We start from the raw sequence: 25,464 nt of genomic DNA, 5'->3' as shown, positions 1-25,464 counted from the left end.
AAATGCTGCCCCTCGACTTGCATGTGTTAAGCCTGTAGCTAGCGTTCATCCTGAGCCAGGATCAAACTCTTCATTGTAAAAGTATTTTTTATCATCCATTAGGATGATCTTTTTGCTCTGTTCAGGACGCCGTAAATTTATTGACCTTATTCAAATACCTATTAGTCTTAATTGTATCACTACTGAATAAGACAAGTATTGACGGTTCTATTTTTTACTTGTACTACTTGTATTGTTTATCAATATTTCAAAGAACTAACGTGGCTTCCGCCGCGCCTGCTTTCTTTGCGAAAGCGGATGCAAAGATAAGGACTTTTTCAGATAACCTCCAAACTTTTTTCGAAGTTTTTTTGTTTTTATTTTCTGATGCCTTAATCTTGTAACAGAATGTCAATCATTAGGCTCTGTCTCTCTAGCAAAGCGGGTGCAAAAGTAGATAACTTATCAATAACATCCAAATATATCTGACTATTTTTCGGTTCTTTCTTGAAACTTTTTTGTAACTCATTGATTGATAACGATGTCATAGAGTATATTTTTTCAGATAGACACATCCTTATATGGAACACCTATACATTATTATATAGTATACCCAAATGTAAGTTCTATTTTCCTATACCTAACAGAAATTCTATATACATTCAAGATTCCACGATCCACTTTTCGATATTACGAGTTTCTGCGCTAAAATTTACTCCTATTTTAAAAAGTTTTCGCCCATCCGTCTCGAAAGGTAAAGCATAATGCTTATCGTTAATCTGTTGCAAAGCCTCTTCTGCTGTGCCATTCAGTTTAAATTCCATTATATAAATAAATTTATCAGTCTGCAAGACAAGATCAATGCGCCCTTCACTCGTATGATACTCTACCTTGGTGTAGAAGCCTAGCAGTTTAAAAACGATAAAAAGAACATTTTCGTAATGTAGTTCCTGATCCCGAATCACTTCGTAAGTAGTGTCTGCAAAGAAACTTTGCAGGCGGCGGAAGAAAGAGTTATAATCACCGGAACGCACTTCACGGACAAACTTCTGAATCTCAAAAGGCGACTCGACCTTGTTTACGTTCGCATAAAAAGGAAGCAGGAAGCGGATAAAACCTTCTTCCACTTCGCGATTGGGGAAACCCAAGCGATACATTCCAAATTCTTCATCATACCCCTTGATGGTGAGATATCCACTCTGATAAATTACCGGGATGGGATTGGTGGATTCAGAATCTATACTGTTCAACACTTGGACATCGGTCTCTTCATGTGCCATCCGCTCCAGGTCATAATGATGTTTTTTTAGCAATTTCACCAAATAGGTAGGCGTACCCGTTTCAAACCAATAACTACCAAACTCTTTACGCTTGAAAGCGTTCAGCAAACTGAACGGGTTGTACATGCCGATTGAATTGTGCGTAAAATGATAGCCATCATAACACTCTCTCAAATCTTCACAGAGTTTATCATACGTTATTCCACGTGCTGCTGCAAATTCATGTAGTTCCGCTTCCAGATTTTCATGGATTTCACGCTCGCTGACACCACAAATTTCGACATACTCATTCCACATTGAAATATCATCCAGATTATTCAAGTCACTGAATACACTGACTTTGCCAAACTTTGTCACGCCGGTGAGTAGAGCGAACTTTATATACCCGTCCTTCGTTTTCAAAGCGCCATAAAATGGCTTCAGGGTATTTCGGAATTGCTTTTGAAGTTCTTCATTGCCGATGGCTTGCAGCATAGGTTTGTCATACTCATCTACCAGAATAACTACACGTTGCCCCGTCTTTTCGCAAGCACGCTGAATGATACCGGCAAAGCGCAGGGAAAAGGATGTTTCAGACGGACGGGTGCCGTATTGGCTTTCCCAATATTCAAGATTATCATTCAATATTTTATCCAGACTTTCCGGCGTGTCATACTTCTCAATATTAAGGTCGAGATGCAGTATAGGATGCTTTATCCAATCCTTTTCCAACTTTTCCACAGCCAATCCTTCAAACAGTTCCTTTTTCCCTTGGAAATAAGCCTCCAAGGTAGAAATGAGCAGACTCTTTCCAAAACGGCGCGGACGACTCAAGAAGTAATAACTTCCGGTCTTGACCATTTGATACATTAATGCCGTTTTATCAATATAGAAATAACCGTCATTACGAATCTTTTCAAAATTCTGAATGCCGATAGGATAAATTTTATTGCTCATAATCTCTGCTTTTATAAATTAACGCCAGTCACCTGTCTTGCAAAGATATATATTTTTAATAGAACTCCTTCTCACGCAAGGTTAAAAGATTCTTTTCCTCAAGCCACTATTACCTCTAATTTTCCCTACAATAAAGTTTGAAAAATAAAAAAACATCTGCCACCTGCAACAAAATCGAAATAATAAACTGACTGATAAACAATTATAGCGTTGCAGATACCGTTGCAGATACGTTGCAGATAAAGTATCTGCAACACAGCGGTAAGAAGAAATATTGCACACCAAGCATCAAAGTTTATTTTCCTATCATTGAAGCGCTCGTTTCCAGCGTCAGAACTCCGGTTCCCAGGCGGGAAACTACAGTTTCCGCGCATGGAAACGAGCGTTTCCAGCCAGAGATACTAGCGTTTCCCGCTAGAGACACTGGAGTTTCCATATAGAGAAACGACAGCGAAACCGTAGCCGAAAGTATAAGGAACGATGGAATAATCGAATGGTTCTTTCATTGCTGTTTATCGGTTTTATTGTTATTAAATTCTACAAATGTACGGATAAAAAGGATAAACAGATAAAATATCCATGTTTATTTGCAAGAGCGGACAAATATGACTAACTTAGCAGAATATTATTAACAAAACAAAAGATGAAAATTACTCAATTAAGAGACAAGGACAAAACTACTGCGCTGACTACAATGGATATGGAAACGTGGATAGGAAAAACACGGACAGAAACAAAGACACGGCCTGTGTCCGCCTTCAGAGAAGTGTTGCGATATTCCCTGCCCGACTCACGCTGCTACGAAGCAGACAAGCTACCGAAGATTCTTCCGGCTGCGGAATTCCGCAGGGCCGAAGGTGGAAAACAAATGAAAAGTTATAACGGAATAGTAGAACTGACCGTCGGACCGTTGTCAGGCGGCCCGGAGATTACATTGGTAAAACAATTAGCATGGGAACAGCCGCAGACTCACTGTGTTTTTACCGGTTCGAGCGGACGGACAGTAAAAATATGGGCGAAATTTACCCGCCCAGACAATTCGCTTCCACAGAAAAGAGAAGAAGCGGAGATATTTCACGCACATGCCTATCGTTTGGCCGTTAAATGCTATCAGCCGCAAATCCCGTTCAGCATTTTACCCAAAGAGCCTAGTCTGGAACAGTACTCACGGCTGTCATACGACCCGGAACTTATGTACAGACCGGATTCCGTTCCGTTTTATCTGTCGCAACCGTCAGGGATGCCCGAAGAACTGACCTATCGGGAAGCAGTACGCTCGGAAAAGTCACCGTTGACACGGGCCGTACCGGGATATGACACGGAGCGCGCTGTATTTATGCTTTTCGAAGCAGCTTTGAGAAAGACCCATGAAGAAATCTACGAAGCGGAAGATGAAGGTGCACCCGAAAGAGGGGAAGACTTTCAGGCTATGGTGACACAACTGGCTGTCAACTGCTTCCATTCGGGCATTCCCGAAGAGGAAACGGTGAAACGTACTATTTTCCACTATTACCTGCGCCGGCAAGAGGTGCTCATCCGCCAGCTGATTAAGAATGTATATGAAGAACAAAAAGGGTTCGGAAAGAAGAGCAGCTTAGGGAAAGAACAGTACCTGTCACTCCAGACAGAGGAGTTTATGAACAGGCGCTACGAATTCCGTTACAACACCCAAGTGGGAGAAGTGGAATACCGCGAACGGAACTCATTCCATTTCTACTTCAATCCTATCAACAAACGGGTGCTGAACAGTATCGCACTAGATGCGCAGGCCGAAGGGATTCCGCTATGGGACAGGGACATAAGCCGATACATCTACTCCAACCGCATCCCCGTATTCAATCCGTTGGAAGATTTCCTCTACCATCTTCCCATCTGGGACGGCAAAGACCGTATCCGCAGACTGGCGCAAACCGTTCCCTGCGAAAACAAGCATTGGGTAGACTTGTTTCACCGCTGGTTTCTCAACATGGTCATGCACTGGCGTGGGACAGATAAGAAATATGCGAATAATGTTTCGCCCCTGCTGGTAGGCCCGCAAGGTTGCCGTAAATCGACATTCTGCCGCAGCCTCATCCCGCCCGCCATGCGTGCATACTATACGGACAGCATCGATTTCTCACGAAAGGCGGATGCCGAATTGTATCTCAATCGTTTTGCGCTCATCAACATTGACGAGTTCGACCAGATCAGCGCCACCCAACAAGGATACCTGAAACATATCCTGCAAAAACCGATTGTAAATATGCGCAAACCTTATGGAAACGCCGTGCTTGAAATGCGCCGTTATGCTTCATTCATCGCGACGAGCAACCAAAAAGACTTGCTGACCGACCCTACGGGCAGCCGCCGCTTTATCTGTATCGAAGTAACCGGAACGATAGATACAAACAAGGCGATAGATTATGAACAGCTTTACACGCAGGCCATGTATGAGCTCGATCATGGCGAACGTTACTGGTTCGACCAGTCCGAAGAACAGATTATGACCAAAAGCAACCGTGAATTTGAGCAAGTTTCACTCGAAGAACAGTTATTTTACCGTTATTTCCGTCCGGCCAAAGAGAAAGAGGATGGCGAATGGCTCTCACCGGCGGAGATTTTGGAAGATATAAAGAAAAACAGTGCCATACCGTTATCAAACAAGCGGGTAAGTGTGTTCGGGCGAGTTCTCCGTAAACACGAAATCCCATCGAAACGTGTACACAGAGGTACTGTCTACCATGTTGTACGAGTTTTATAAGACCAACAGATACGTTGCAGATACTACATCTGCAACGTATCTGCAACAGGTATCTGCAACGCTGTAATACAGTTATTCTCAATAAGATAATTCAATTTCGTTGCAGGTGGCAGATAAAACAGCACTTTACAAACTTATGTGTAGGTAAAGCTATCTTTCTGTTAAATTCTCAATGAGCCATAAACAAAAATCTCCCCTGCCTGTTACATAGACAACTTAAACATAGTAACCTAAACATAAAAATTATGGCTAGAGAAAGTGTAAAAATTCTACAAGGGAAACTAGATGTAGAAAGTTTAATCGCACAGTTGAACGCAGCATTAGCTGAAGAATGGTTGGCATACTATCAATATTGGGTAGGTGCATTAGTAGTGGAAGGTGCCATGCGTGCCGATGTACAGGGTGAATTTGAGGAACATGCCGAAGAAGAGCGCAGACATGCGCAACTGCTCGCTGACCGTATCATTGAGTTGGAAGGAGTTCCGGTGCTCGACCCTAAGCAATGGTTTGAGTTGGCAAGATGCAAATATGATGCTCCGCAGGGGTTCGACTCTGTCAGTTTGCTGAAAGACAATGTAGCTTCCGAACGCTGCGCAATCCTTCGTTATCAGGAAATTGCAGATTTTACCAATGGGAAAGATTTCACTACCTGCGACATCGCCAAACATATTCTTGCCGAAGAGGAAGAACATGAACAGGATTTACAAGATTATCTGACGGACATCGCCAGAATGAAGAAATCATTCCTCGACAAGTAAATTCTAATATAATAATTAGGCAAAAGAGGGTGTATCCTGCAGGGGATATTCCCTCTTTTATCTATTATAGTACAATAAAAACAAAACTATTTTAGAGTAAATCAAGAAGAAATCTTTCTTTTTTCGTATTTTTGTCCCAATATGCACGTTTAATCCAAGTAGATAACGAACATTAGCAAAAAAAGAATGAAAGTAATTGATTTAATACATAGCAACAAGAAAACTGCTTTTTCTTTCGAGATACTTCCACCGCTGAAAGGAACGGGAATAGAAAAGTTATATCAAACAATCGATACGCTTCGGGAATTTGACCCGAAATATATCAATATCACTACTCACCGCAGCGAATATGTGTATAAAGACCTCGGTAACGGATTGTTTCAGAGAAACCGCTTGAGAAGACGTCCGGGAACGGTTGCCGTGGCTGCCGCCATCCAGAACAAATACAATATTACGGTAGTCCCGCATATTTTGTGCAGCGGATTCACACGTGAAGAAACCGAGTATGTGTTGCTCGACCTGCAATTTCTGAATATCACGGAATTACTGGTGTTGCGTGGTGACAAAGCGAAACATGAGTCGGTATTTACACCGGAAGGTGACGGTTATCATCATGCTATCGAGTTGCAGGAGCAAATCAATAATTTCAATAAAGGTATTTTTGTGGATGGTTCGGAGATGAAAGTCAGCAGTACGCCATTTTCTTACGGGGTGGCTTGTTATCCGGAGAAGCACGAAGAAGCGCCTAATATCGAGACTGACCTTTACTGGCTGAAGAAAAAAGTGGAGAACGGGGCGGAATATGCCGTGACACAGTTGTTCTACGATAACAGGAAATATTTTGAATTTGTGGAGCAGGCGAAGGCGGCAGGTATCAATATACCTATCATTCCGGGAATCAAACCGTTCAAGAAACTGTCTCAATTGAGCATGATTCCAAAGACTTTCAAAGTGGACTTGCCGGAAGACTTAGTGAAAGAGGCTTTGAAATGCAAGAATGACGTGGAAGCCGAGCAAGTAGGTATCGAATGGTGTGTAGCCCAGTGCAAGGAGTTGATGGCTCATGGAGTACCAAGTATTCATTTCTACTCTATCGGAGCAGTAGACAGTATCAAAGAAGTAGCCAAAATCATTTATTGATATGTTTTTCAGAGACGTAATCGGACAAGAAGAAATCAAGCAACGGCTCATTCAGGAAGTGAATGAGGGGCGTATTCCACATGCCCAGCTTATTTGCGGACCGGAAGGGGTCGGGAAAATGCCGTTGGCTATTGCATACGCACGTTACATCAGTTGCACTAATCGGGGGGAGACTGATGCCTGCGGAACATGTCCGTCCTGCGTGAAATTCAATAAATTGGTGCATCCCGACGTACATTTCGTATTCCCTATCGTGAAAAGCGCAAAGGGGAAAAAGGAAGTCTGCGATGATTATATAGCCGACTGGCGACCGTTTGTTATCAATCATCCTTACTTTAATCTCAATCACTGGTTAGGAGAGATGGATGCGGAGAACTCACAAGCATTGATCTATGCCAAAGAGAGTGACGAGATTCTGAAAAAACTTAGTTTGAAATCCAGTGAAGGGGGATTTAAGATTACGATTGTATGGCTGCCGGAAAAAATGCATCCGGTATGTGCCAACAAACTGCTGAAGTTGCTTGAGGAACCGCCCGAAAAAACGGTTTTCTTATTGGTATCGGAAGCGCCGGATATGATTCTGCCTACTATCCTAAGCCGTACCCAGCGCATGAATGTACGGAAGATTGATGAAGCCAGCATCGACCGGGTATTACAGACGAAATATAACATTTTGCCTGCCGACAGTATTTCCATTGCCCATCTGGCAAACGGGAATTTTATCAAGGCACTCGAAACAATTCATCTGAATGAAGAGAACCAGTTGTTTTTTGACTTGTTTGTCAGCCTGATGCGGTTGTCTTACCAACGGAAAATCAGGGAGATGAAAATGTGGAGCGAGCAAGTGGCGGGCATGGGACGTGAACGTCAGAAGAACTTCCTGGAATATTGCCAGCGCATGATTCGGGAGAATTTTATCTTCAACTTGCACCAGCGCAATTTGACGTATATGACGATTAATGAACAGAATTTTGCAACCCGCTTTGCGCCTTTTGTCAACGAACGGAATGTGATGGGTATCATGGACGAATTAAGCGAAGCGCAACTACATATAGAACAGAATGTAAATGCTAAAATGGTATTCTTCGACTTCTCGCTGAAGATGATTGTACTGTTGAAGCAATAATAAATATATAAACTTATGGAATATAAACTTCATAATGGAAGCGGTGGCCTTTGCTGCAAAGGATGCTCCCGACAAGATAAAAAGCTGAACACCTACGATTGGCTGGCGGACATTCCGGGCAATGCGGAAGAGAGTGACATGGTGGAAGTGCAATTCAAAAATACCCGGAAGGGATATTTTCGAAACAGCAACAAGATTAAACTGGAAAAAGGAGATGTAGTTGCCGTTGAAGCGGCTCCCGGCCATGACATCGGCGTGGTTACATTGACCGGCCGACTCGTTCCCCTGCAAATGAAGAAAGCAAACTTCAAAGCAGATGCGGAAATCAAGCGTGTCTATCGGAAAGCCAAGCCGGTAGATATGGAAAAGTTCAACGAAGCCAAAGCCAAAGAACACGCTACGATGATTCGTGCGCGTCAGATTGCGTTGAATCTCAATCTGGATATGAAAATTGGAGATGTGGAGTATCAGGGGGATGGTAACAAAGCTATTTTCTACTATATCGCCGATGAGCGGGTAGACTTCCGGCAACTGATTAAAGTATTGGCCGAAGCATTCCGCGTACGTATCGAAATGAAACAAATCGGTGCCCGTCAGGAAGCAGGACGCATCGGCGGTATCGGCCCTTGCGGACGCGAACTTTGCTGCGCTACGTGGATGACGAGCTTCGTCTCTGTTTCTACCAGTGCAGCCCGTTTTCAGGACATCTCATTAAATCCGCAGAAACTTGCCGGACAATGTGCCAAGCTAAAATGCTGCCTGAATTATGAGGTGGACTGTTACGTGGAAGCTCAAAAACGTCTCCCTTCGAGAGAGATAGAACTGGAAACGAAGGATGGTACTTTCTATTTCTTCAAAGCAGATATTCTAAGCAATCAGGTTTCTTATTCTACGGATAAAAACTTCCCTGCCAACCTGGTCACCATCAGCGGCAAACGTGCGTTTGAAGTAATCTCCATGAATAAGAAAGGGATGAAACCGGACAGCTTGCTCGAAGAAGAAAAGAAACCGGAACCGAGAAAACCTGTTGACTTGCTGGAACAGGAAAGTGTTACCCGTTTCGACCGCAGCCGGAATAATAAAGAGGGCGGCAATAATGCTAACCGGAATAATAAAAAGAAGAAGAAAGGAAACAATAATAACGGAAACCGCCCGCAACAGCAAGCAGAAGGCGGCAATCGTCCGCAACAACCTCAACGGGAAAATGAAAACCGCCCGAGAAATAACAATAACAACAACCGGAACAGAGGACAGAACCAGGGACGGAACAACGAAAACAGACGTCCGGAAAGAGGATCAAATCAGGAACGTCCACAAGGACAGGAACGGTCGAATCAGGAACGTCCGCAACAACAAGACCGTCAACGCGAACAGCAAGGACAGGAACGTCAAGAACGTCGTCCCAACCACGAGCGTCCTTCCAGACCGGAAAGAAATCAGAATCAGGAGAAACAGTCAACTAATGAAAAGCCTACTCAAGAATAGTATATTGAGTCTATTCAGCGCTTGCTTACTGACAGCCTGCAATGAACATACGGTGTATCACTCTTATCAATCCCTTCCCAACAAGGGATGGGGAAAGAGTGATACACTCTCTTTTCAGATTCCCATAACTGACAGCGTTCCCACTACTCTCCGGTTTTTTGCGGAAGTCCGCAACAGTATCGAATATCCTTATCATGACCTCCATTTATTTATCAGTCAGAATCTACAGGATTCTACGGTATGGCGCACTGATACCATTGCTTTCTGCCTGGCTGACTCTACCGGAAGATGGACGGGACACGGATGGGGAAGCATTTACCAATCGGAAACTTTTATTACATCTGTTCGCCCTTTACATCCTGCAAATTATACTATTAAAATTATGAGCGGAATGAAAGATGAAAAGTTACAAGGATTGAGCGATGTAGGTATCCGTATTGAGAAGCAGTAAGATTAAAGTCTTCTGCCACGTCCTGCATCAATACGCAGGAAGATAAACAGCAATATCGTAAATCCCCATAAAGAAGAACCTCCATAGCTGAAGAAAGGCAATGGAATACCGATAACCGGAGTTAACCCCAGTACCATACCGATATTAATAAATAAGTGGAAAAGGAAAATACTGACGACCGAATATCCATAAACCCGCCCAAAGTTGGAAGTCTGCCGCTCGGACAGGAAGATTAATCGTAAGATCAAAATCAGGAAAGCCAACAAGACAGCAGCCGAACCGACAAATCCTTGTTCCTCACCCACTATACAGAATATAAAGTCGGTATCCTGTTCGGGCACGTACTTTAATTTTGTTTGCGTACCATTCAGGAACCCTTTTCCTGTCAACCCACCGGAACCGATGGCAATCTTGGACTGATTCACGTTGTATCCGGCACCGGTCAAATCTTCTTCCAAACCGAGCACTACTTTGATACGGACTTGCTGGTGAGGTTCGAGCACATTATCAAATACATAATTGCTGGAATACAGGAAGCCGACAGAACCGATTGTAAACAGGGCAATCAGGAAATAAGTACGCTGCCGCTCACTTAATGCCAAATAAATCAGATAGCCTATCACCACAATACAAAGCGTCCATTGCACCCAAACGAGGCTAAAATGCACCCAATATTCGGATATTAAATAAGCAATCAGTAATATAGCCAAACTTCCACCAATGATATTGCGGGTAGCAGACCATTTCTTACGATATACCCACACCATACCACCGGCAAATAATAAGATCAATAGTAATACGATAAATTCTCCCAGTGGTGTAGGAGTATCGGCGATAAAGACTTCATCAAAACGAATGCCGACCACAAAGTAGATTACCGCACATACGCCCGCAAAAAGCACTACTCCCGGCATTCCTTCACGATAAAGCACCAGAAAAAAAGCAAGATAAACCAATGCAGACCCTGTCTCCCGCTGCCCGATAATCAATAACATCGGGAGAAGAATGATGAATCCCAGGATAAAGGCACACTTTTCTTTCTTGATACTGAATGAATAAGAATTCATGTATTTGGCCAACGCCAAAGCCGTAGCGAACTTGGCAAACTCGGCGGGTTGCAGGCTCACAGGCCCCATGACAAGCCAGGAGCGTGATCCTTTGGTGTCCGGCGCTATGAAGATGGTAACAATGAGCAAGAGAATCATCCCCACATATATAATGTACGCGAACATATCATACATACGGTCTTCCAGCATCAACAGCACGAATCCGAGTCCGAAGGAACAGATAATCCATACAAACTGCTTGCCGGCACGGGTCGAGAAGTCGAGGAAGTCGCGTTCGCCATAGTCATAGCTGGCTCCGCAGACGCTAAACCATCCGCCAACAATCAGGAGCAGGTAAATAAAAATCGTTACCCAGTCCAGCGTTTTCCACAAACTATCGCTCCTCGTTACCATATAATATCACTCTGTTACTAAATTCTTCCGCCCTCAACTCGTTCTCCGGCGAGAGCTTGCCTTTCAAATACTGTTCCATCATCAGTGCGCCGAAAGGAACTCCGTAAGTAGCACCCCATCCGCCGTTCTCTACATAGACGGCAATAGCTATCTTCGGTTTGTTCATCGGCGCAAAGCCCATAAATACCGAGTGGTCGTGTCCGCGGTTCTGCGCAGTACCCGTTTTTCCACAGGCTTCCAAATCCGGAACCATCACTGACAGCATACGGCAAGTTCCTCCGGTGGCTGCGCCACGCATCCCTTCTACGACTGATTCATAATGTCTTTTCTCAATAGTGGTATAACGTGGTACGCGATAGATGCTGTCCAACTGATTATCTTGGATTTCCTTTACAATATGCGGTGTCACAAAGTATCCTCTGTTAGCAATCGTTGCTCCCAAGTTAGCAATCTGAAGGGGAGTGGATAGAATTTCCCCCTGTCCGATAGAGATACTGATTACTGTCAGTCCGTTCCAATGTCCGCGATAGGCTTTATCGTAGAACTGCGCATTCGGAATCAAGCCCCGTTTCTCTCCCGGCAAATCAACTCCCAGTTTGTAGCCAAATCCTTGCGAAACCATGTGGTCTTTCCAGACCGTAATGGCGTTTTGTGGCGAACCGTATTTACGATCGCCAAACATACGGAACAATCCCCAACAGAAATAGGAGTTGCACGATGTAGCAATAGCCGGAATCAATGGCAAGGGAGATCCGTGAGCATGACAGCCTACTGTCAATCTTCCGTAATGGAATCCATGTGAGCAAGGGAATGCCGGACTTTGTTCGGTGATGATTCCTTCTTGCAGAAACGTCAGTCCTTGCGCTGTTTTGAACGTAGATCCCGGAGGATACACTCCCATCAGGGCACGATTCAAAAGCGGTTTGGTCATATCACGTTGCAAGGCCAGATGGTTCTTGCCACGCTGGCGCCCAATCATCAAATGCGGGTCATAATTGGGAGAGGATACCAGACAAAGGATTTCTCCGGTCTCCGGTTCAATAGCCACAATGCTTCCAATCTTATTCTTTAATAAACGTTCGCCCAGCATCTGTAAGTCAATATCCAAACTCAATGTCAGGTTCTTGCCGGGAACGGAAGGACGGTCATATTCACCATCCATATAATGTCCCTGGATACGACCGTGCGCATCGCGAAGCAGAATCTCAATTCCTTTCTCGCCACGCAGATACTTTTCATACGATTTCTCGACTCCTAACTTGCCGACATAATCCCCACGGATGTAGTATCCTTCTTCATCCGCTTCCATTTCTTTTGCGGAGACTTCTCCGATATCTCCCAAAGCATGGGCGGCAGCATTGTACGAATATTGACGGATGGTACGCCGTTGAATATAAAAGCCACGAAACTTAAACAGCTTTTCCTGAAAGACACCACATTCTTCCGCCGAAAGTTGCGACATAAACAACTGGTTGGTATAGCGGGAATACCCCGGATTGCGGCGACGGTCTTTCATGTCGCTCATTATTTTGAGAAACTGCGCACGGGTGATATTCAGCGATTGGCATAAATCGAGTGTGTCCAGATTCTCTATTTCCTTTGGCACGATCGTTATGTCGTATGCCGGCTGGTTGAATACCAACAGTTTACCGGTCCGGTCATAAATAGCGCCACGCGAGGGGTATTGGATCTTATTCAGAAAAGCGTTACTGTCAGCATTCTTCTTGTAGTCATCGGTCGTGATCTGCAATACAAAAAGACGTATCAGATAAATCAAAACAATGGAGATAGCAATGCCTCCGATTACAAATTTACGCTTCTCTAAGATATAATCTTTTGCCATCGTTACTTCTTAATCCCTTCTATAGCTATGATACAGGTTACAGTCAGAATAGTGCAAAGAAGCACTCGCAACAGTAACAGCCAAATGCTGGTAAATGAGAAGAACTCAATGGAGAGTAATGCCAGACTGTGCACAAAAACACTTGCAGTGGTATATTTTAAGAAAGGACTGATTCCCATCGTCTTAAAAGAGGGAATAAAGCTATCCGGATTATCACGGGGCGTGAACAGACGAAGTAAAGAGGGACGAAGAAAGGCTAGCAGCACAGTAGCCGCCGCATTCATTCCCGGAGTATCGGAGAATATATCAATGGTCAGCCCGAAGAAAAAAGCCCACAACATCAGTTCATTCCGGGAAGTGCCGGAGCTGAATTTCAGAATAAAATAGATATAGAGAAAAGGAGTAGCATAGCCGGCAATATGTACACTATTAAGGATTAGCACCTGAAGAAGTACCAAGCCGATAAACCATCCGATTCTATGTATATAAGTAATAATCATTCTTTCATCACCTTATTTTCAAGTTTCTTCTGTTCTTCCTGACCTGTCCGGGCTACCACCCGAACGTCACTCAACTTACCGAAATCAGTAGCCAGCTTGATTTTCAACAGATAGGAAAGTCCGTCATTAGAGTCGGACATATCATCTACCGTCCCCACCATTATACCTTCGGGAAAGACGGTGGAGAAACCACTGGTAACGACTGTATCTCCCAAATTAAACTCTGCATGACGAGGCAAGTCTTTCAGATAAGCATAGCGCGAATCTCCATGTTCCCATTTCAGGTAGCCGAAATAATCACTGCCGATAATCTTGCAACTGATATTCGACTTGCTGTTCAGTACCGAAATCACCACCGAGTAGGAAGGAGAGGTTTCATAAACAATCCCTACAATCCCATTACCATCCACCACTCCCATTTCGGAGCGAATACCGGAAGAGGAACCTTTATCGAGCGTGATATAATTATCAACCAGATTCAAACTGTTCTTTATCACATGCGCTTTAAACAACTGATAATCCGCTTGCGGCACCTGCCGGATGCTGTTGATGGTCATAGAATCGAGCTGACGCTCTTTTAATGCTTTCTCCAGATTAGTAATCTGTTGTTCGAGCACCATGTTCCGGTCCAGCAGATCTTCATTGACCGATTTCAGATGAAAATAAGAGGAAATCCCTCCCGAAACTTCATAAACCGCCCCCACAACCGTATTGGCAGAAGTGAAGAATGCACTCTGTTGATAACGGTTGAACCGAAATAACAAAACAAAACTGGCTACCTCCAATAAGATGAAGAGGAACCAGTAATTGTATTTCAGAAGGAAGTTTAATAAATTCCTCATCCCCGGTTTATCTCATTAAGAAAGAGAAACGGTCTACGTTCTTCAATGCCACTCCTGTACCTTTGGCAACTGCATGCAAAGGATCTTCCGCAATATGGAAAGGTATGTTGATCTTATCGGTCAATCTCTTATCCAGTCCACGAAGCAATGCACCACCTCCGGAGAGATAGATACCATTGTGCACAATATCAGCATACAGTTCAGGAGGTGTATTTTCCAATGCACTCAAGATAGCAGTTTCGATCTTTGAAATTGATTTCTCCAGACAGTGGGCTACTTCCTGGTAGCATACAGGCACCTCCATCGGAAGAGCTGTGATACGGTTCGGCCCGTGAACGATATAATCTTCCGGAGCATCATCACCCAGTTCGGTTAAAGCAGCACCTACATTGATTTTGATACGTTCTGCCATACGCTCGCTGACTTTCACATTGTGCTGACGGCTCATATATTCGCGAATATCCTCTGTCAGGTCATCACCGGCTGTGCGGATGGAGTTGTTGGAAACGATACCTCCCAAAGAGATAACAGCAATTTCCGTAGATCCACCACCTATATCGACAATCATGTTTCCTTCCGGAGCTTCCACGTCGATGCCGATACCGATTGCCGCAGCCATCGGTTCGAAAATCAAATAAACATCACGACCGCCGGCATGTTCCGCAGAGTCACGGACAGCACGGAGTTCAACTTCCGTACTTCCCGAAGGAACGCCAATCACCATGCGAAGAGAAGGTGAAAACAAATGGTTGCGAGTATTCACCTGCTTTATCAAACCGCGCATCATCTGCTCGCAAGCATAGAAGTCGGCAATCACTCCGTCTCTCAACGGACGGATGGTACGTATGTTTTCGTGGGTTTTTTCATGCATCAACTTCGCCTTTTCCCCCACGGCAATCATCTTTTCTGTACGGCGATCCAGAGCTACAACCGAAGGCTCATCCACCACGATTTTTCCGTTCGTGATGATGATAGTATTGGCTGTGCCCAAGTCCATTGCTATCTCTTGTGTAAAAGAAAATAATCCCATATTTTTAAATGAAGAATTAAGAATGAAGAATTAAGAATGAGGATGCTGTCACGTGCAGTCATTCTTCATTATTAGTTCTTCATTCTTCATTAATATTAGTGTTTAAAATGACGGATACCGGTAGTCACCATCGCCATACCGTGCTCATTGCAATAAGCAAATGATAAATCGTCTTTTACCGAACCTCCCGGTTGGATAACAGCCGTAATACCTTCTTTATCTGCAATTTCCACACAGTCGGGGAACGGGAAGAAGGCATCGGAAGCCATTACTGCACCATTCAGGTCGAAGCCGAATGATTTGGCTTTTTCAATTGCTTGTTTCAATGCGTCTACACGTGAAGTCTGTCCTACACCGCTTGCAAGAAGTTGTTTATCCTTTGCCAATACGATGGCGTTGGATTTGCTGTTCTTTACAATTTTGTTGGCAAACAACATATCTTCCACTTCTTCCGGAGTAGGAGCTTTGTCTGTCACAGTTTTCAGGTCGGCTACCGTTTCAATATTAGTATCTTTATCCTGCACCAATACGCCATTCAGCAAAGCGCGGAATTGTTTCTTAGGCAATTTAGCTTCCTTACGAACGAGGATGATGCGGTTCTTTTTCTGTCCCAGGATTTCGAGTGCATCCACATCATAATCCGGCGCGATAATCACTTCGAAGAAAATCTTGTTGATTTCTTCTGCAGCTTCTTTGTCGATGACACCATTCGTAATCAATACACCTCCGAAAGCAGAAACCGGATCACCGGCCAATGCGTCTTTCCAAGCTTCCAAAACTGTAGCACGGGAAGCTAATCCGCAAGCGTTGTTGTGTTTCAGGATAGCGAAAGTGAGGTCATCGAATTCGTCGATCAGGTCAACGGCTGCGTTGATGTCGAGAAGATTGTTATAAGAGATTTCTTTTCCGTGAATCTGGTCGAACATTGCTTCCAGATTTCCGTAGAAATAACCTTTCTGATGTGGGTTCTCACCGTAACGAAGTTGCTTCTGGCTATTAACAGAGCAACGGAAAGCAGAACCTTCGCCGGCATCGAAATAGTTGAAAATAGCCGAATCGTAGTGAGAAGAAACGGCAAATGCTTCTTTAGCCATCCAGCGACGTTCTTCGAGTGAAGAAGTAGCGCCGTGCTCCATCAACATATCCAATAATGGTTTGTATTGAGCTTGAGAAGCTACGATGATTACATCGTTATAGTTCTTGGCTGCGGCACGAATCAGTGAGATTCCGCCTATATCGATTTTTTCAATAATGTCTGCTTCAGATGCACCGGAAGCTACAGTAGCTTCGAACGGATACAAATCAACAATAACCAGATCTATCTCGGGAATTTCATATTTCTCAATCTGTTGCATATCCTGTTCCAGACCGCGACGACAAAGAATACCTCCGAAAATTTTCGGATGTAATGTCTTTACTCTACCACCGAGAATAGAAGGATAAGTGGTCAAATCTTCCACTGCCTTACAAGGATATCCCAATGATTCAATAAACTGACGAGTTCCGCCTGTCGACAAAAACTCTACTCCCTCTTCATGAAGTTTGGTAATAATTTCATCCAAACCTTCTTTATGGTATACAGATACCAATGCAGTTTTTATTCTTTTAGACTCTGACATTGAATTGCTTATTAAGTATTTGGTGTGCAAAGTTACGAAATATTGTTTATCGTACGTAATAAATAAGGTGTGAATTAATAAAAAAAAGCGTTGACTCTCCTCAACGGAAAATCAACGCCTCTTCGCATATATGTTCTCTATTCAAAAACTATTACCAAATAGATACTCGTTTTTCTTTAGGTACGAACATCGAATCCTGTTCGGTGATTTTGAATGCTTCATACCAATTCTGGATATGAGGAAGAGCACCGTCCACACGCCATTTGCCTAATGAGTGAGGATCAAGTTTGGTTAATCGGAGAATTTCTTCCGGACGGATATTTCCTGCCCACACATTAGCGTAAGCCAGGAAGAAACGTTGTTCCGGAGTAAATCCGTCAACAATTTCCAGCGGTGCGGCTTCTGTTGCATTCTTGAATGCCTGGAAAGAAACTTGCAAACCTCCGTGGTCGGCAATGTTCTCTCCAAGTGTCAGGCTACCGTTTGCGTGTACGCCCGGAGCTACTTCGATGCTGTCAAAGAAGTTAACCATCACCCGTGCCCGTTCTTCGAACTTTTTAGCATCTTCTTCTGTCCACCAGTCTTTCAGGTTTCCGTCTTTGTCATATTGACGTCCCTGATCGTCAAATCCATGAGTCATCTCATGGCCGATTACCACGCCGATTGCACCGTAGTTCATAGCATCGTCCGCATTCATATCGAAGAACGGAGGTTGCAGGATAGCTGCCGGGAAGCAGATTTCATTGGTAGTCGGGTTATAATAAGCGTTCACTGTTTGAGGAGTCATCAACCATTCATCCTTGTCTACCGGTTTGCCGGCTTTGGCAATCATTTCGTTGTAATCCCATTCGTTGGCACGCTCGATATTTGCCCAGTAAGAATCATCTTTGATCTCCAGTGCGGAGTAATCTTTCCATTTATCAGGATAACCTATTTTTACATGGAAGGTTGCCAGTTTCTCCAACGCTTTTTCCTTGGTCGGTTCACTCATCCATTCCAAACCTTTGATACGTTCTCCCAAAGAAGTTTGCAGGTTCTTCACCAGTGTAACCATACGTTCTTTGGCAGCAGCCGGGAAGTACTTCTCTACATACATCTGTCCTACCACTTCGCCAAGAACGCCATCTACGGTGCTCACGGAACGTTTCCAGCGAGGTTGCATTTCTTTCTTTCCAGACATTGTTCTGCTGTAGAAATCGAAGTTCTGTGCTTCAAAATCATCGCTTAGATAAGAAGCGGCAGCATCTATCAATCCCCATTGAAGATACAGTTTCTGATCGTCCAGTGATACGGTGTTTATCACATCGGCTACTTCCTTCATGGCAGCAGGCTGACCTACGTTCACTTCTTCCAAATCTTTCAAACCGGAAACGGTGAAATAAGTATCCCAGTCAAAAGTCGGGAAGTTCTTTTTCAGCGTCGCCCTATCCATCTTGTTATAATTAGCATGAGGATCACGCAATTCCACTTGTGAACGAGCCGCTTTCGCCAGGCGAGTTTCGATGTTCATCACTGCTTTCACAGCTTTCTGTGCAGTAGCCTCATCATAACCTGCCAACTGGAACATTTTGGCGATATGTTCCTGATATTTATTACGGATATTTTTAGTCTGCTCGTCATTCTCCAGATAATAGTCACGCTGTCCCATTCCGATACCACCTTGATAGGTCTGTACGATATTCATGGAACTGTTCATATCATCTGCACTTACGAACATGGTGAAGTAAGGACGGATGCCTTTCTTCTGGCTCTCGGCGATATATGCATAGATTTCTCCTTTATCCTTGAGAGCGTCAATGGCTGCCAGTTCTGCTTTGATCGGAGCTACACCTTCCTGGTTCAGCTTCACGCTATCCATTGCGATATTATAAAGATCGCCTACTTTCTGCGCAGCACTGCCCGGTGCGTTATCTTTCTTCGCTGCCAATTCGGCAATCAATGCTTTCAGTTGTTCACGACTGTTTTCGCGCAACATGTCGAATGTACCGAAACGTGAATACTCGTCTGTCAGCGGATGATCTTTCACCCAACCTCCACAGGCATATTGATAAAAACTTGTACCCGGCATAGCCGTGGTATCCAGATTAGCAAGGTCGATACCGGACGTCAGCACGGCCTCTTTCTTACTGTTACATCCTGTTGTCATAAGGCATACGGCAAGAATTGGTAAATACTTGGTTACTTTCATATTGTATAAATAATTAAATAGTCTCTCTAATCAACAATCATCCTACCCGCAGTCCGGCACCGAGGAAGAAGGTGACCGACACCGAGGAACGCCTCGTTCCTCAACGAGAAACACCTGTTTCGACACCGAGAAACAGATACCCGCCAGGAATACCTTCTACCGAGGTATAACGTTTCTCTCACATAGTGCCCGGAAATATGCATTTTGTTCTAATTTTTCGTTTCTTCCAGTTCCATCGAAACCCGTTCCCACTCTTCAACAATGCCATCCAACTGTTGCTTCAGTTTTTGATGCCGTTCATAGAGCTGCATATCCGAAGCTCCTTCGGGAGTTGCCATCTTCGCTTCTACGATAGCAATCGCGGATTCGGTTTCCTCTATTGAGGCTTCGCAGTCCGCCACTTGGCGTTCGAGTTTCTTAATCTTCTTATTAAGTTCTTTCTGGGCTTCGTAAGAGAGCTTATTCTCCGAAGGCTGAACGGTTTCAGGTTCATTACCTTTAGCTGAAGCCGTGGGAGAAGCCGACAATCCCGCTCCTTTCTGAAGCTCGTTCAAGCTATCTATCTTTTTCTTTTGCAAGAATTCATAGATACCTCCAAGGTGTTCTTTTACAAGTCCACCGCCAAACTCATATACTTTAGTCGCAAGTCCATCCAGAAAATCACGGTCGTGGCTGACAAGAATCACTGTTCCGTCAAATTCGCGGATAGCTTCCTTCAAAACATCTTTCGAACGCATATCCAAATGATTGGTCGGTTCGTCCAGAATCAGTAGATTTACGGGTTCCAGCAGAAGTTTAATCATCGCCAATCGCGTACGTTCTCCTCCGGAAAGGACTTTCACCTTTTTATCCGAAGCTTCGCCTCCAAACATGAAAGCTCCCAGTATATCACGTATCTTCAGACGGATATCTCCTGTCGCTACTCGGTCAATCGTATCGAATACAGTCAGGTTCTCATCCAACATTTGTGCCTGGTTCTGCGCAAAATAACCGATTTGTACATTATGTCCGATCGTTAGTTTGCCTTCGAAATCAATTTCGTCCATGATACATTTCACCAAGGTAGACTTACCCTCTCCGTTCTTTCCGACGAAAGCCACTTTCTCTCCCCTGTTGATAGTCAGGTTGACATCATGGAAAACGACATGGCTGCCATACGCTTTGCGCACATCTTCGCAAATCACAGGATAGTTTCCGCTACGACTGGCTGGAGGGAATTTTAAACGCAAGGCGGAATTATCTTCCTCGTCCACTTCGATGCGGTCTATCTTTTCCAGTTGCTTGATACGGCTTTGTACCTGTACGGCCTTCGTTGCTTTATAACGGAAGCGTTCAATAAAATCTTCCGTATCTTGTATTTGTTTCTGCTGATTTTCGTAAGCACGGAGCTGTTGCTCACGGCGTTCTTTACGCAAGACTACAAATTCATCGTACTTCACTTTGTAGTCGTAAATCTGACCGCAAGTAATTTCGATGGTGCGGGTAGTTACGTTATTCAGGAAAGCACGGTCATGGCTGACTAATACGACTGCATTGGCACGTGTAGACAAAAAGTTTTCCAACCATTGGATACTTTCAATATCAAGGTGATTGGTCGGCTCATCGAGCAAAAGCACGTCCGGGCGTCGTAAAAGCAGTTTTGCCAATTCGATACGCATACGCCATCCACCGGAAAACTCCGAAGTAGGGCGTTCAAAATCTTCCCGGCTGAATCCCAATCCAAGAAGTGTCCGTTCGATTTCCGCCTGAAAGTTCGTACCGCCCATCATCAGGAAGCGGTCGTTTTCATGCGTGAAACGGTCTATCAACTGATGATATTCTTCCGAATCATAGTCTGTCCGTTCCGCCAGTTCCTGATTCATCCGTTCCAACTTCGCCTGAAGCTCAAATATATGTTCGAATGCCAGTTCTGCCTCTCCCATCACCGTCCGGTTGTCGGAAAGAATCATGACCTGTGGCAAATATCCGATGGTTACATCTTTCGGAGTAGCTACCACTCCGCGTGTCGGTGACTGCAAACCTGCCAATATCTTCAGCATGGTTGATTTGCCGGCACCATTTTTGCCGACCAGCGCAATGCGGTCTTTCTTATTAATTACATAGCTGACGTCCTCAAAAAGCGGCGTCGCATTAAATTCTACTGATAATCCTTCTACTGAAATCACTTCTGCTTCTGATTTATAACATTTTGGACTGCAAAGATACTGAATATTTATTAGATACTACTTAGTATGATACGTTATGAAAAACAAAAAAAGCAGTCATTCTTATGAATGACTGCTCTTTATCTTAATCAATGGCTCTTCTTTAGAACAACTTAGCAGGATATTCACCGGCATCTACCAATGCCTGAATCTTGTCTACTACGCTNGACGGTCTTCCGGATAAGTGACGCCGAACCACTTGCTGGTAGTATCCAGTACTTCAACAGTGGCAGTTCCGTCATTAATCAATTTATCTACCATCAATGGGATGAAGAACTCGCTCTTCAGGTTTTCCATATTCTTCGGATCGCTAAGGAAAGTCTTGAAGAATTCCTGGCTGTAAGCGAAGTAATCAGGAGTGAATCCCCAGAAGTTCATACTTACCGGAGTCGTGTCGGGAGTAGCCGTCCATTCGCCATCATCACCGATATATTTCACTTCACCGTCCAGACGTTGAATCTTCGTACGTTCTACTACAGATGTCAACAATCCTTTAGCATCTGTACTACAGATACCACGAGATACCGTACCGCTTTCGCTCAATGTATTTCCTACACGAAAACCTACCATTGAATAAACGTTCTTTGAATTTTCAGGAAGAGCAGAAAGGAATTTGCCCATTACCTGGAAAGAATCACGACCATAGAAGTCATCGCAGTTGATCACTGCAAACGGTTCTTTAATCACATCAGCACCCATCATTACTGCATGGTTAGTACCCCAAGGTTTGGTACGGTCTGCCGGGCAAGTAAAGCCTTCCGGAAGATCGTCAATTGACTGAAATACCAGTTCGCAAGGAATGTGACCTTCGTATTTGGAAATAATTTTATCACGGAAATCTTGTTCAAAATCTTTGCGGATTACAAATACAAGTTTGCCAAATCCGGCATTGATAGCATCATAGATTGAGTAATCCATAATAGTTTCGCCATTAGGACCCAGTCCGTCTAATTGCTTCAAGCCTCCATAACGGCTACCCATACCGGCTGCCAATAAGAATAAAGTTGGTTTCATAAATTGTGTAATATTAAAAGGTTAGTGATGTCAACGGCATCAGATTTCGTTGCAAATTTACAAAAACTTTCTTTCTTTTGTCTTGAAACAAAAGAAAGAAACAAAGAAAAATTCAAGACTGACTTTTTTCTCCTACTCACACCCTTCACTACGCTAAAGGGCAGAAACTCGCTTCGCTCAAACAATCTGCCCTTTTTAACGCTTCGTTACGGGTGTTCGCTTAACGGAGAAAAAAGTAGGTCGGAAAACCTTTCGGCATGTAAACCCATGCAGAATCAAAAGTACATCAATGACAAATCAAGAAATCCGGTAATTCATTAACCTATGCAGCAAACACGCCGAAAGGGGATCGGCCTCGTTTTTCCGGCGTTAAGCGCAGGCGTTTTCTCCAGCGTTAAAAAGGGCAGACTGTTTGAGCGAAGCGAGTTTCTGCCCTTTAGCCGGAGAGAACACCGGAGTAGCCGGAAAAACGCAGCCTTGAATTTTCTTTGGTTCTTTCTTTGTTTCAAGACAAAGAAAGAACGTTAGAAGGGATAACCGATAGCAAAATGTATTCCCAGATTTTTCATAAAGGATCCTGTGACATTGTAATATCCGCTTCGTTCTGTATCGTAAGGCAGATGCAAAGGAATACCGAAATCAAGACGGAACACAAGAATATCCATATCATAACGAATACCGACACCGGTGCCCAAAGCGATCTGTTTCGGGAATGTTTTCAGTTCGAGTTGTGAATTGGGACGGGCCTCATCCTTGCGCATCAACCAGACGTTTCCTGCATCCAGGAAAGTGGCTCCCCAAATGCTCTTAAAGATACGGAAACGATATTCTACATTTGCCTCAAAACGGAAAGTACCCGTCTGGTCGAGGTAAGAGTAGCGGCTTTCTGCCGGATGGTATCCGCCCGGGCCGATGCTACGTACCGTAAAAGCGCGGATGCTGTTGGCACCACCCACATAGAATTGTTCGCTGTAAGGGGCTATCGTTGCATTACCGTAGGCGAAGAGAGCACCCAAAGCTACACGGGAAGCAATCTTATTATTCTTGTCCATATTCCACAAATGGCGAAATTCCGTATTCAGTTTCACAAACTGCGCGAAAGGGACGTTCAGCAAACGTTTGTCCTCTTTGCTGAAAGACTGACCGAAAGCACGGTAAATCACCGAGGTCAGGTTACCGGCAGAGGTTACAGTCGATTGCCACCAAATCGGATTTTTAATACCGCGTGCGGAAGCATTATCATAGGTATAGGTATATTCCATAGCAGGAATAAACTGGTCTTTCAAACTGATATATAATGCAGGATTAGCATCGGCAATTTCCCTGAACTCTTCCGATTGGTGTTGCAGGACGTTGAATGTCAGTTTGAAAGGGGTGATACTATGCCGGCTTGTACGTGTCGGTTGGAAATCGTAGGTAGCATTTCCGCCGAATGACAATAGTTTATAATACCTGGCACGGTTCAACTGGTCGATGTATAAACGGAATGTAGTGGTAGCTGGGAAGTCAAACTCCCTTTTCCCCCAATGCGGGAAAACCACGCGCGGGAAAGTCAGAGAAGTAGAAACTCCCATCTCCCAGCTGTTCATTAAAGAGCTTTTTTCTCCTCCGCCGGTTTGCCATTCATAAGAGCCTTTCAGCTTCACGTTCCAGCTCTCGCCACCTCCGAATACATTGTTCCGGGTGACGCCGAATGATGCCCCGGGACCGGTTTGGTCGTTACTTTTGGTTACGACATTCAATTCCAGTTCGGCGTCCAGCGGCTTAGCAAACGTGGCCTGCATGGTTACGTTCAGCGTATCACAAACGGCTGTCGTATCTTTCGGAGCATATTGTAAATCCAGATAACTGAAGATTCCCAACTGGCTAAGTTTCTCCTGCACCTGCTCCTGTCGATACTGACTGTAAAGACGAGTGCGATTGGAAGCCCGCATCTGTGCATTCCGCACAAACTGTTGATAGTTCAACCAACGATAAAGCATATTCGGACGTACCTGCAATTTCTTATAATAATGTATATTCAGATTCTTATACATCATGCTGTCATTGGGCGCCTCACCATTCTTGCCAAACAGGTAAACAGAAGCATCTCCTACATAGTAAGGACGTTGTGCCGCAGCGGGTAATCCCGGAACGGGAATCAGACGAAGGCTGATATGTCCACCGGGAACCAATGTTGTATCTGCCTGATAAGTCATATAATCGGGACGGAAGTAAAAATATCCCCGGTTACGCAACAGCGTACTGATACGGGTACGCTCTTCATCCAGATCGACCACGTTAAACTGCTCGCCGGGACTTATATAAGACATTCGACGTCCCCGTTCCATAATGCGCAACGTTTGGGGAGTGAAACGCTGATAATAAACCGTATCTATAAAATAAGGATTCTTCATGTCTACCGTATAAAGAATACTTGCTTTCAGGCTGTCTTTCTTATCGACCAATGTTTCATAAGTCACTTTCCCATTGAAGTAACCATAATCACGGAGCAAGTTTGTAGCCACCTTGATGCGGACCTCCGGATTGACAGTGGAAATAAATACCGGAGGGTTAGCAGCCAGACGGTTGAACATCCACTTTCCAAATCCTTTTTTATATTTCACAAAGTCATTGTACATCCACATCTTAAAAGGAATAGGCAGAAGCCCTCCCAACATCTTCGTACTGGGAGTTTTATCAAGGGCCGCCTCAATCTCTGTCAGAGCTGTCCCTCCTACCGATGTTGTCGATTTATTCTGTATGACAGTTTTTCCTCCTGTATAAAGTACCTCCCCTTCGGGCAGATGCTTTGTCACCGAACAACCCGAGAATAAGATGATACCCATCAGGCAACTTATTAATATGTTACTATATATACCTTTCATGT

The 25,464-nt window shown here is 44.2% G+C and carries 16 protein-coding genes and 1 pseudogene; 6 read left to right on the top strand and 11 right to left on the bottom strand.

From position 1 onward, the window contains the following. Nucleotides 1-641: 641 nt before the first annotated feature. Entirely contained in the window at nt 642-2,195 is a 1,554-nt protein-coding gene (locus KQP79_RS15970; protein ID WP_004304903.1) for an ATP-binding protein, read from the bottom strand. Nucleotides 2,196-2,838: 643 nt separating this feature from the next. On the opposite strand from KQP79_RS15970, the gene KQP79_RS15965 reads away from it, so the two are divergent. The 6 genes from KQP79_RS15965 (at nt 2,839) to gldH (ending at nt 9,895) form a co-directional block, all read left to right on the top strand. Further along, entirely contained in the window at nt 2,839-4,935 is a 2,097-nt protein-coding gene (locus KQP79_RS15965; protein WP_008776372.1) for a BT4734/BF3469 family protein, read from the top strand. A gap of 245 nt (nt 4,936-5,180) precedes the next feature. Next, entirely contained in the window at nt 5,181-5,693 is a 513-nt protein-coding gene (locus tag KQP79_RS15960; protein WP_004304906.1) for a ferritin-like domain-containing protein, read from the top strand. A 186-nt stretch (nt 5,694-5,879) separates the two neighbouring features. Further along, nucleotides 5,880-6,833 carry a methylenetetrahydrofolate reductase [NAD(P)H] gene (gene metF / locus KQP79_RS15955; protein WP_061448213.1) on the top strand — a complete coding sequence of 318 codons (954 nt, stop codon included), beginning with the start codon at nt 5,880-5,882 and terminating at the stop codon, nt 6,831-6,833. A 1-nt stretch (nt 6,834) separates the two neighbouring features. Beyond that, nucleotides 6,835-7,959, top strand: a complete 1,125-nt coding sequence (locus KQP79_RS15950) for an ATP-binding protein (RefSeq protein WP_004304908.1) — start codon at nt 6,835-6,837, stop codon at nt 7,957-7,959. A 15-nt stretch (nt 7,960-7,974) separates the two neighbouring features. Then, nucleotides 7,975-9,444, top strand: coding sequence for a stage 0 sporulation family protein (locus KQP79_RS15945; RefSeq protein ID WP_061448212.1), 1,470 nt, complete (start codon nt 7,975-7,977; stop codon nt 9,442-9,444). Continuing rightward, the gene (gene gldH, locus KQP79_RS15940; protein ID WP_061448211.1) at nt 9,422-9,895 is read left to right on the top strand and encodes a gliding motility lipoprotein GldH; all 474 of its coding nucleotides are present in this window, start codon (nt 9,422-9,424) and stop codon (nt 9,893-9,895) included. Before KQP79_RS15945 ends, gldH begins: the two co-directional genes overlap by 23 nt. Before the next feature lie 2 nt (nt 9,896-9,897). Here gldH and rodA read toward each other — a convergent pair whose 3' ends face one another. From rodA to KQP79_RS15890, 10 genes and pseudogenes are all read right to left on the bottom strand, one after another. After that, nucleotides 9,898-11,355 carry a rod shape-determining protein RodA gene (gene rodA, locus KQP79_RS15935; RefSeq protein ID WP_264386540.1) on the bottom strand — a complete coding sequence of 486 codons (1,458 nt, stop codon included), beginning with the start codon at nt 11,353-11,355 and terminating at the stop codon, nt 9,898-9,900. Continuing rightward, on the bottom strand, nt 11,336-13,198 hold the full coding sequence (gene mrdA / locus KQP79_RS15930) for a penicillin-binding protein 2 (RefSeq protein WP_004324644.1): 1,863 nt from the start codon (nt 13,196-13,198) through the stop codon (nt 11,336-11,338). The genes rodA and mrdA overlap by 20 nt, the downstream gene beginning before the upstream one ends. 2 nt (nt 13,199-13,200) lie before the next feature. Further along, a complete protein-coding gene (gene mreD, locus KQP79_RS15925) occupies nt 13,201-13,698 on the bottom strand; it encodes a rod shape-determining protein MreD (protein WP_004314401.1) in 498 nt (165 codons plus the stop codon). Further along, nucleotides 13,695-14,540 (bottom strand): rod shape-determining protein MreC, encoded by an 846-nt coding sequence (mreC, locus tag KQP79_RS15920; RefSeq protein ID WP_061448209.1) that lies wholly within the window; start codon nt 14,538-14,540, stop codon nt 13,695-13,697. Before mreC ends, mreD begins: the two co-directional genes overlap by 4 nt. A gap of 7 nt (nt 14,541-14,547) precedes the next feature. Continuing rightward, nucleotides 14,548-15,570, bottom strand: a complete 1,023-nt coding sequence (locus tag KQP79_RS15915) for a rod shape-determining protein (protein ID WP_004299941.1) — start codon at nt 15,568-15,570, stop codon at nt 14,548-14,550. Between the two features lie 95 nt (nt 15,571-15,665). Beyond that, complete coding sequence (gene purH / locus KQP79_RS15910; protein ID WP_004310431.1) at nt 15,666-17,189, bottom strand: bifunctional phosphoribosylaminoimidazolecarboxamide formyltransferase/IMP cyclohydrolase; 1,524 nt, start codon at nt 17,187-17,189, stop codon at nt 15,666-15,668. Nucleotides 17,190-17,340: 151 nt separating this feature from the next. Next, nucleotides 17,341-19,377 carry a M13 family metallopeptidase gene (locus KQP79_RS15905; protein ID WP_061448208.1) on the bottom strand — a complete coding sequence of 679 codons (2,037 nt, stop codon included), beginning with the start codon at nt 19,375-19,377 and terminating at the stop codon, nt 17,341-17,343. A gap of 209 nt (nt 19,378-19,586) precedes the next feature. After that, nucleotides 19,587-21,542: an ABC-F family ATP-binding cassette domain-containing protein gene (locus KQP79_RS15900; protein WP_004314402.1), complete on the bottom strand. Its 1,956-nt coding sequence runs from the start codon at nt 21,540-21,542 to the stop codon at nt 19,587-19,589. A 142-nt stretch (nt 21,543-21,684) separates the two neighbouring features. Beyond that, nucleotides 21,685-22,595, bottom strand: a pseudogene (locus tag KQP79_RS15895) (nucleotidyltransferase family protein). A 524-nt stretch (nt 22,596-23,119) separates the two neighbouring features. Beyond that, nucleotides 23,120-25,462, bottom strand: a complete 2,343-nt coding sequence (locus KQP79_RS15890) for a BamA/TamA family outer membrane protein (RefSeq protein ID WP_061448207.1) — start codon at nt 25,460-25,462, stop codon at nt 23,120-23,122. Nucleotides 25,463-25,464 lie beyond the last annotated feature (2 nt).

This window comes from Bacteroides sp. DH3716P, from assembly GCF_025914115.1.
GTDB lineage: Bacteria > Bacteroidota > Bacteroidia > Bacteroidales > Bacteroidaceae > Bacteroides > Bacteroides ovatus.
Note: the sequence above shows the minus strand (reverse complement) of the source record. Positions and strands in the feature narration are given on the sequence as shown.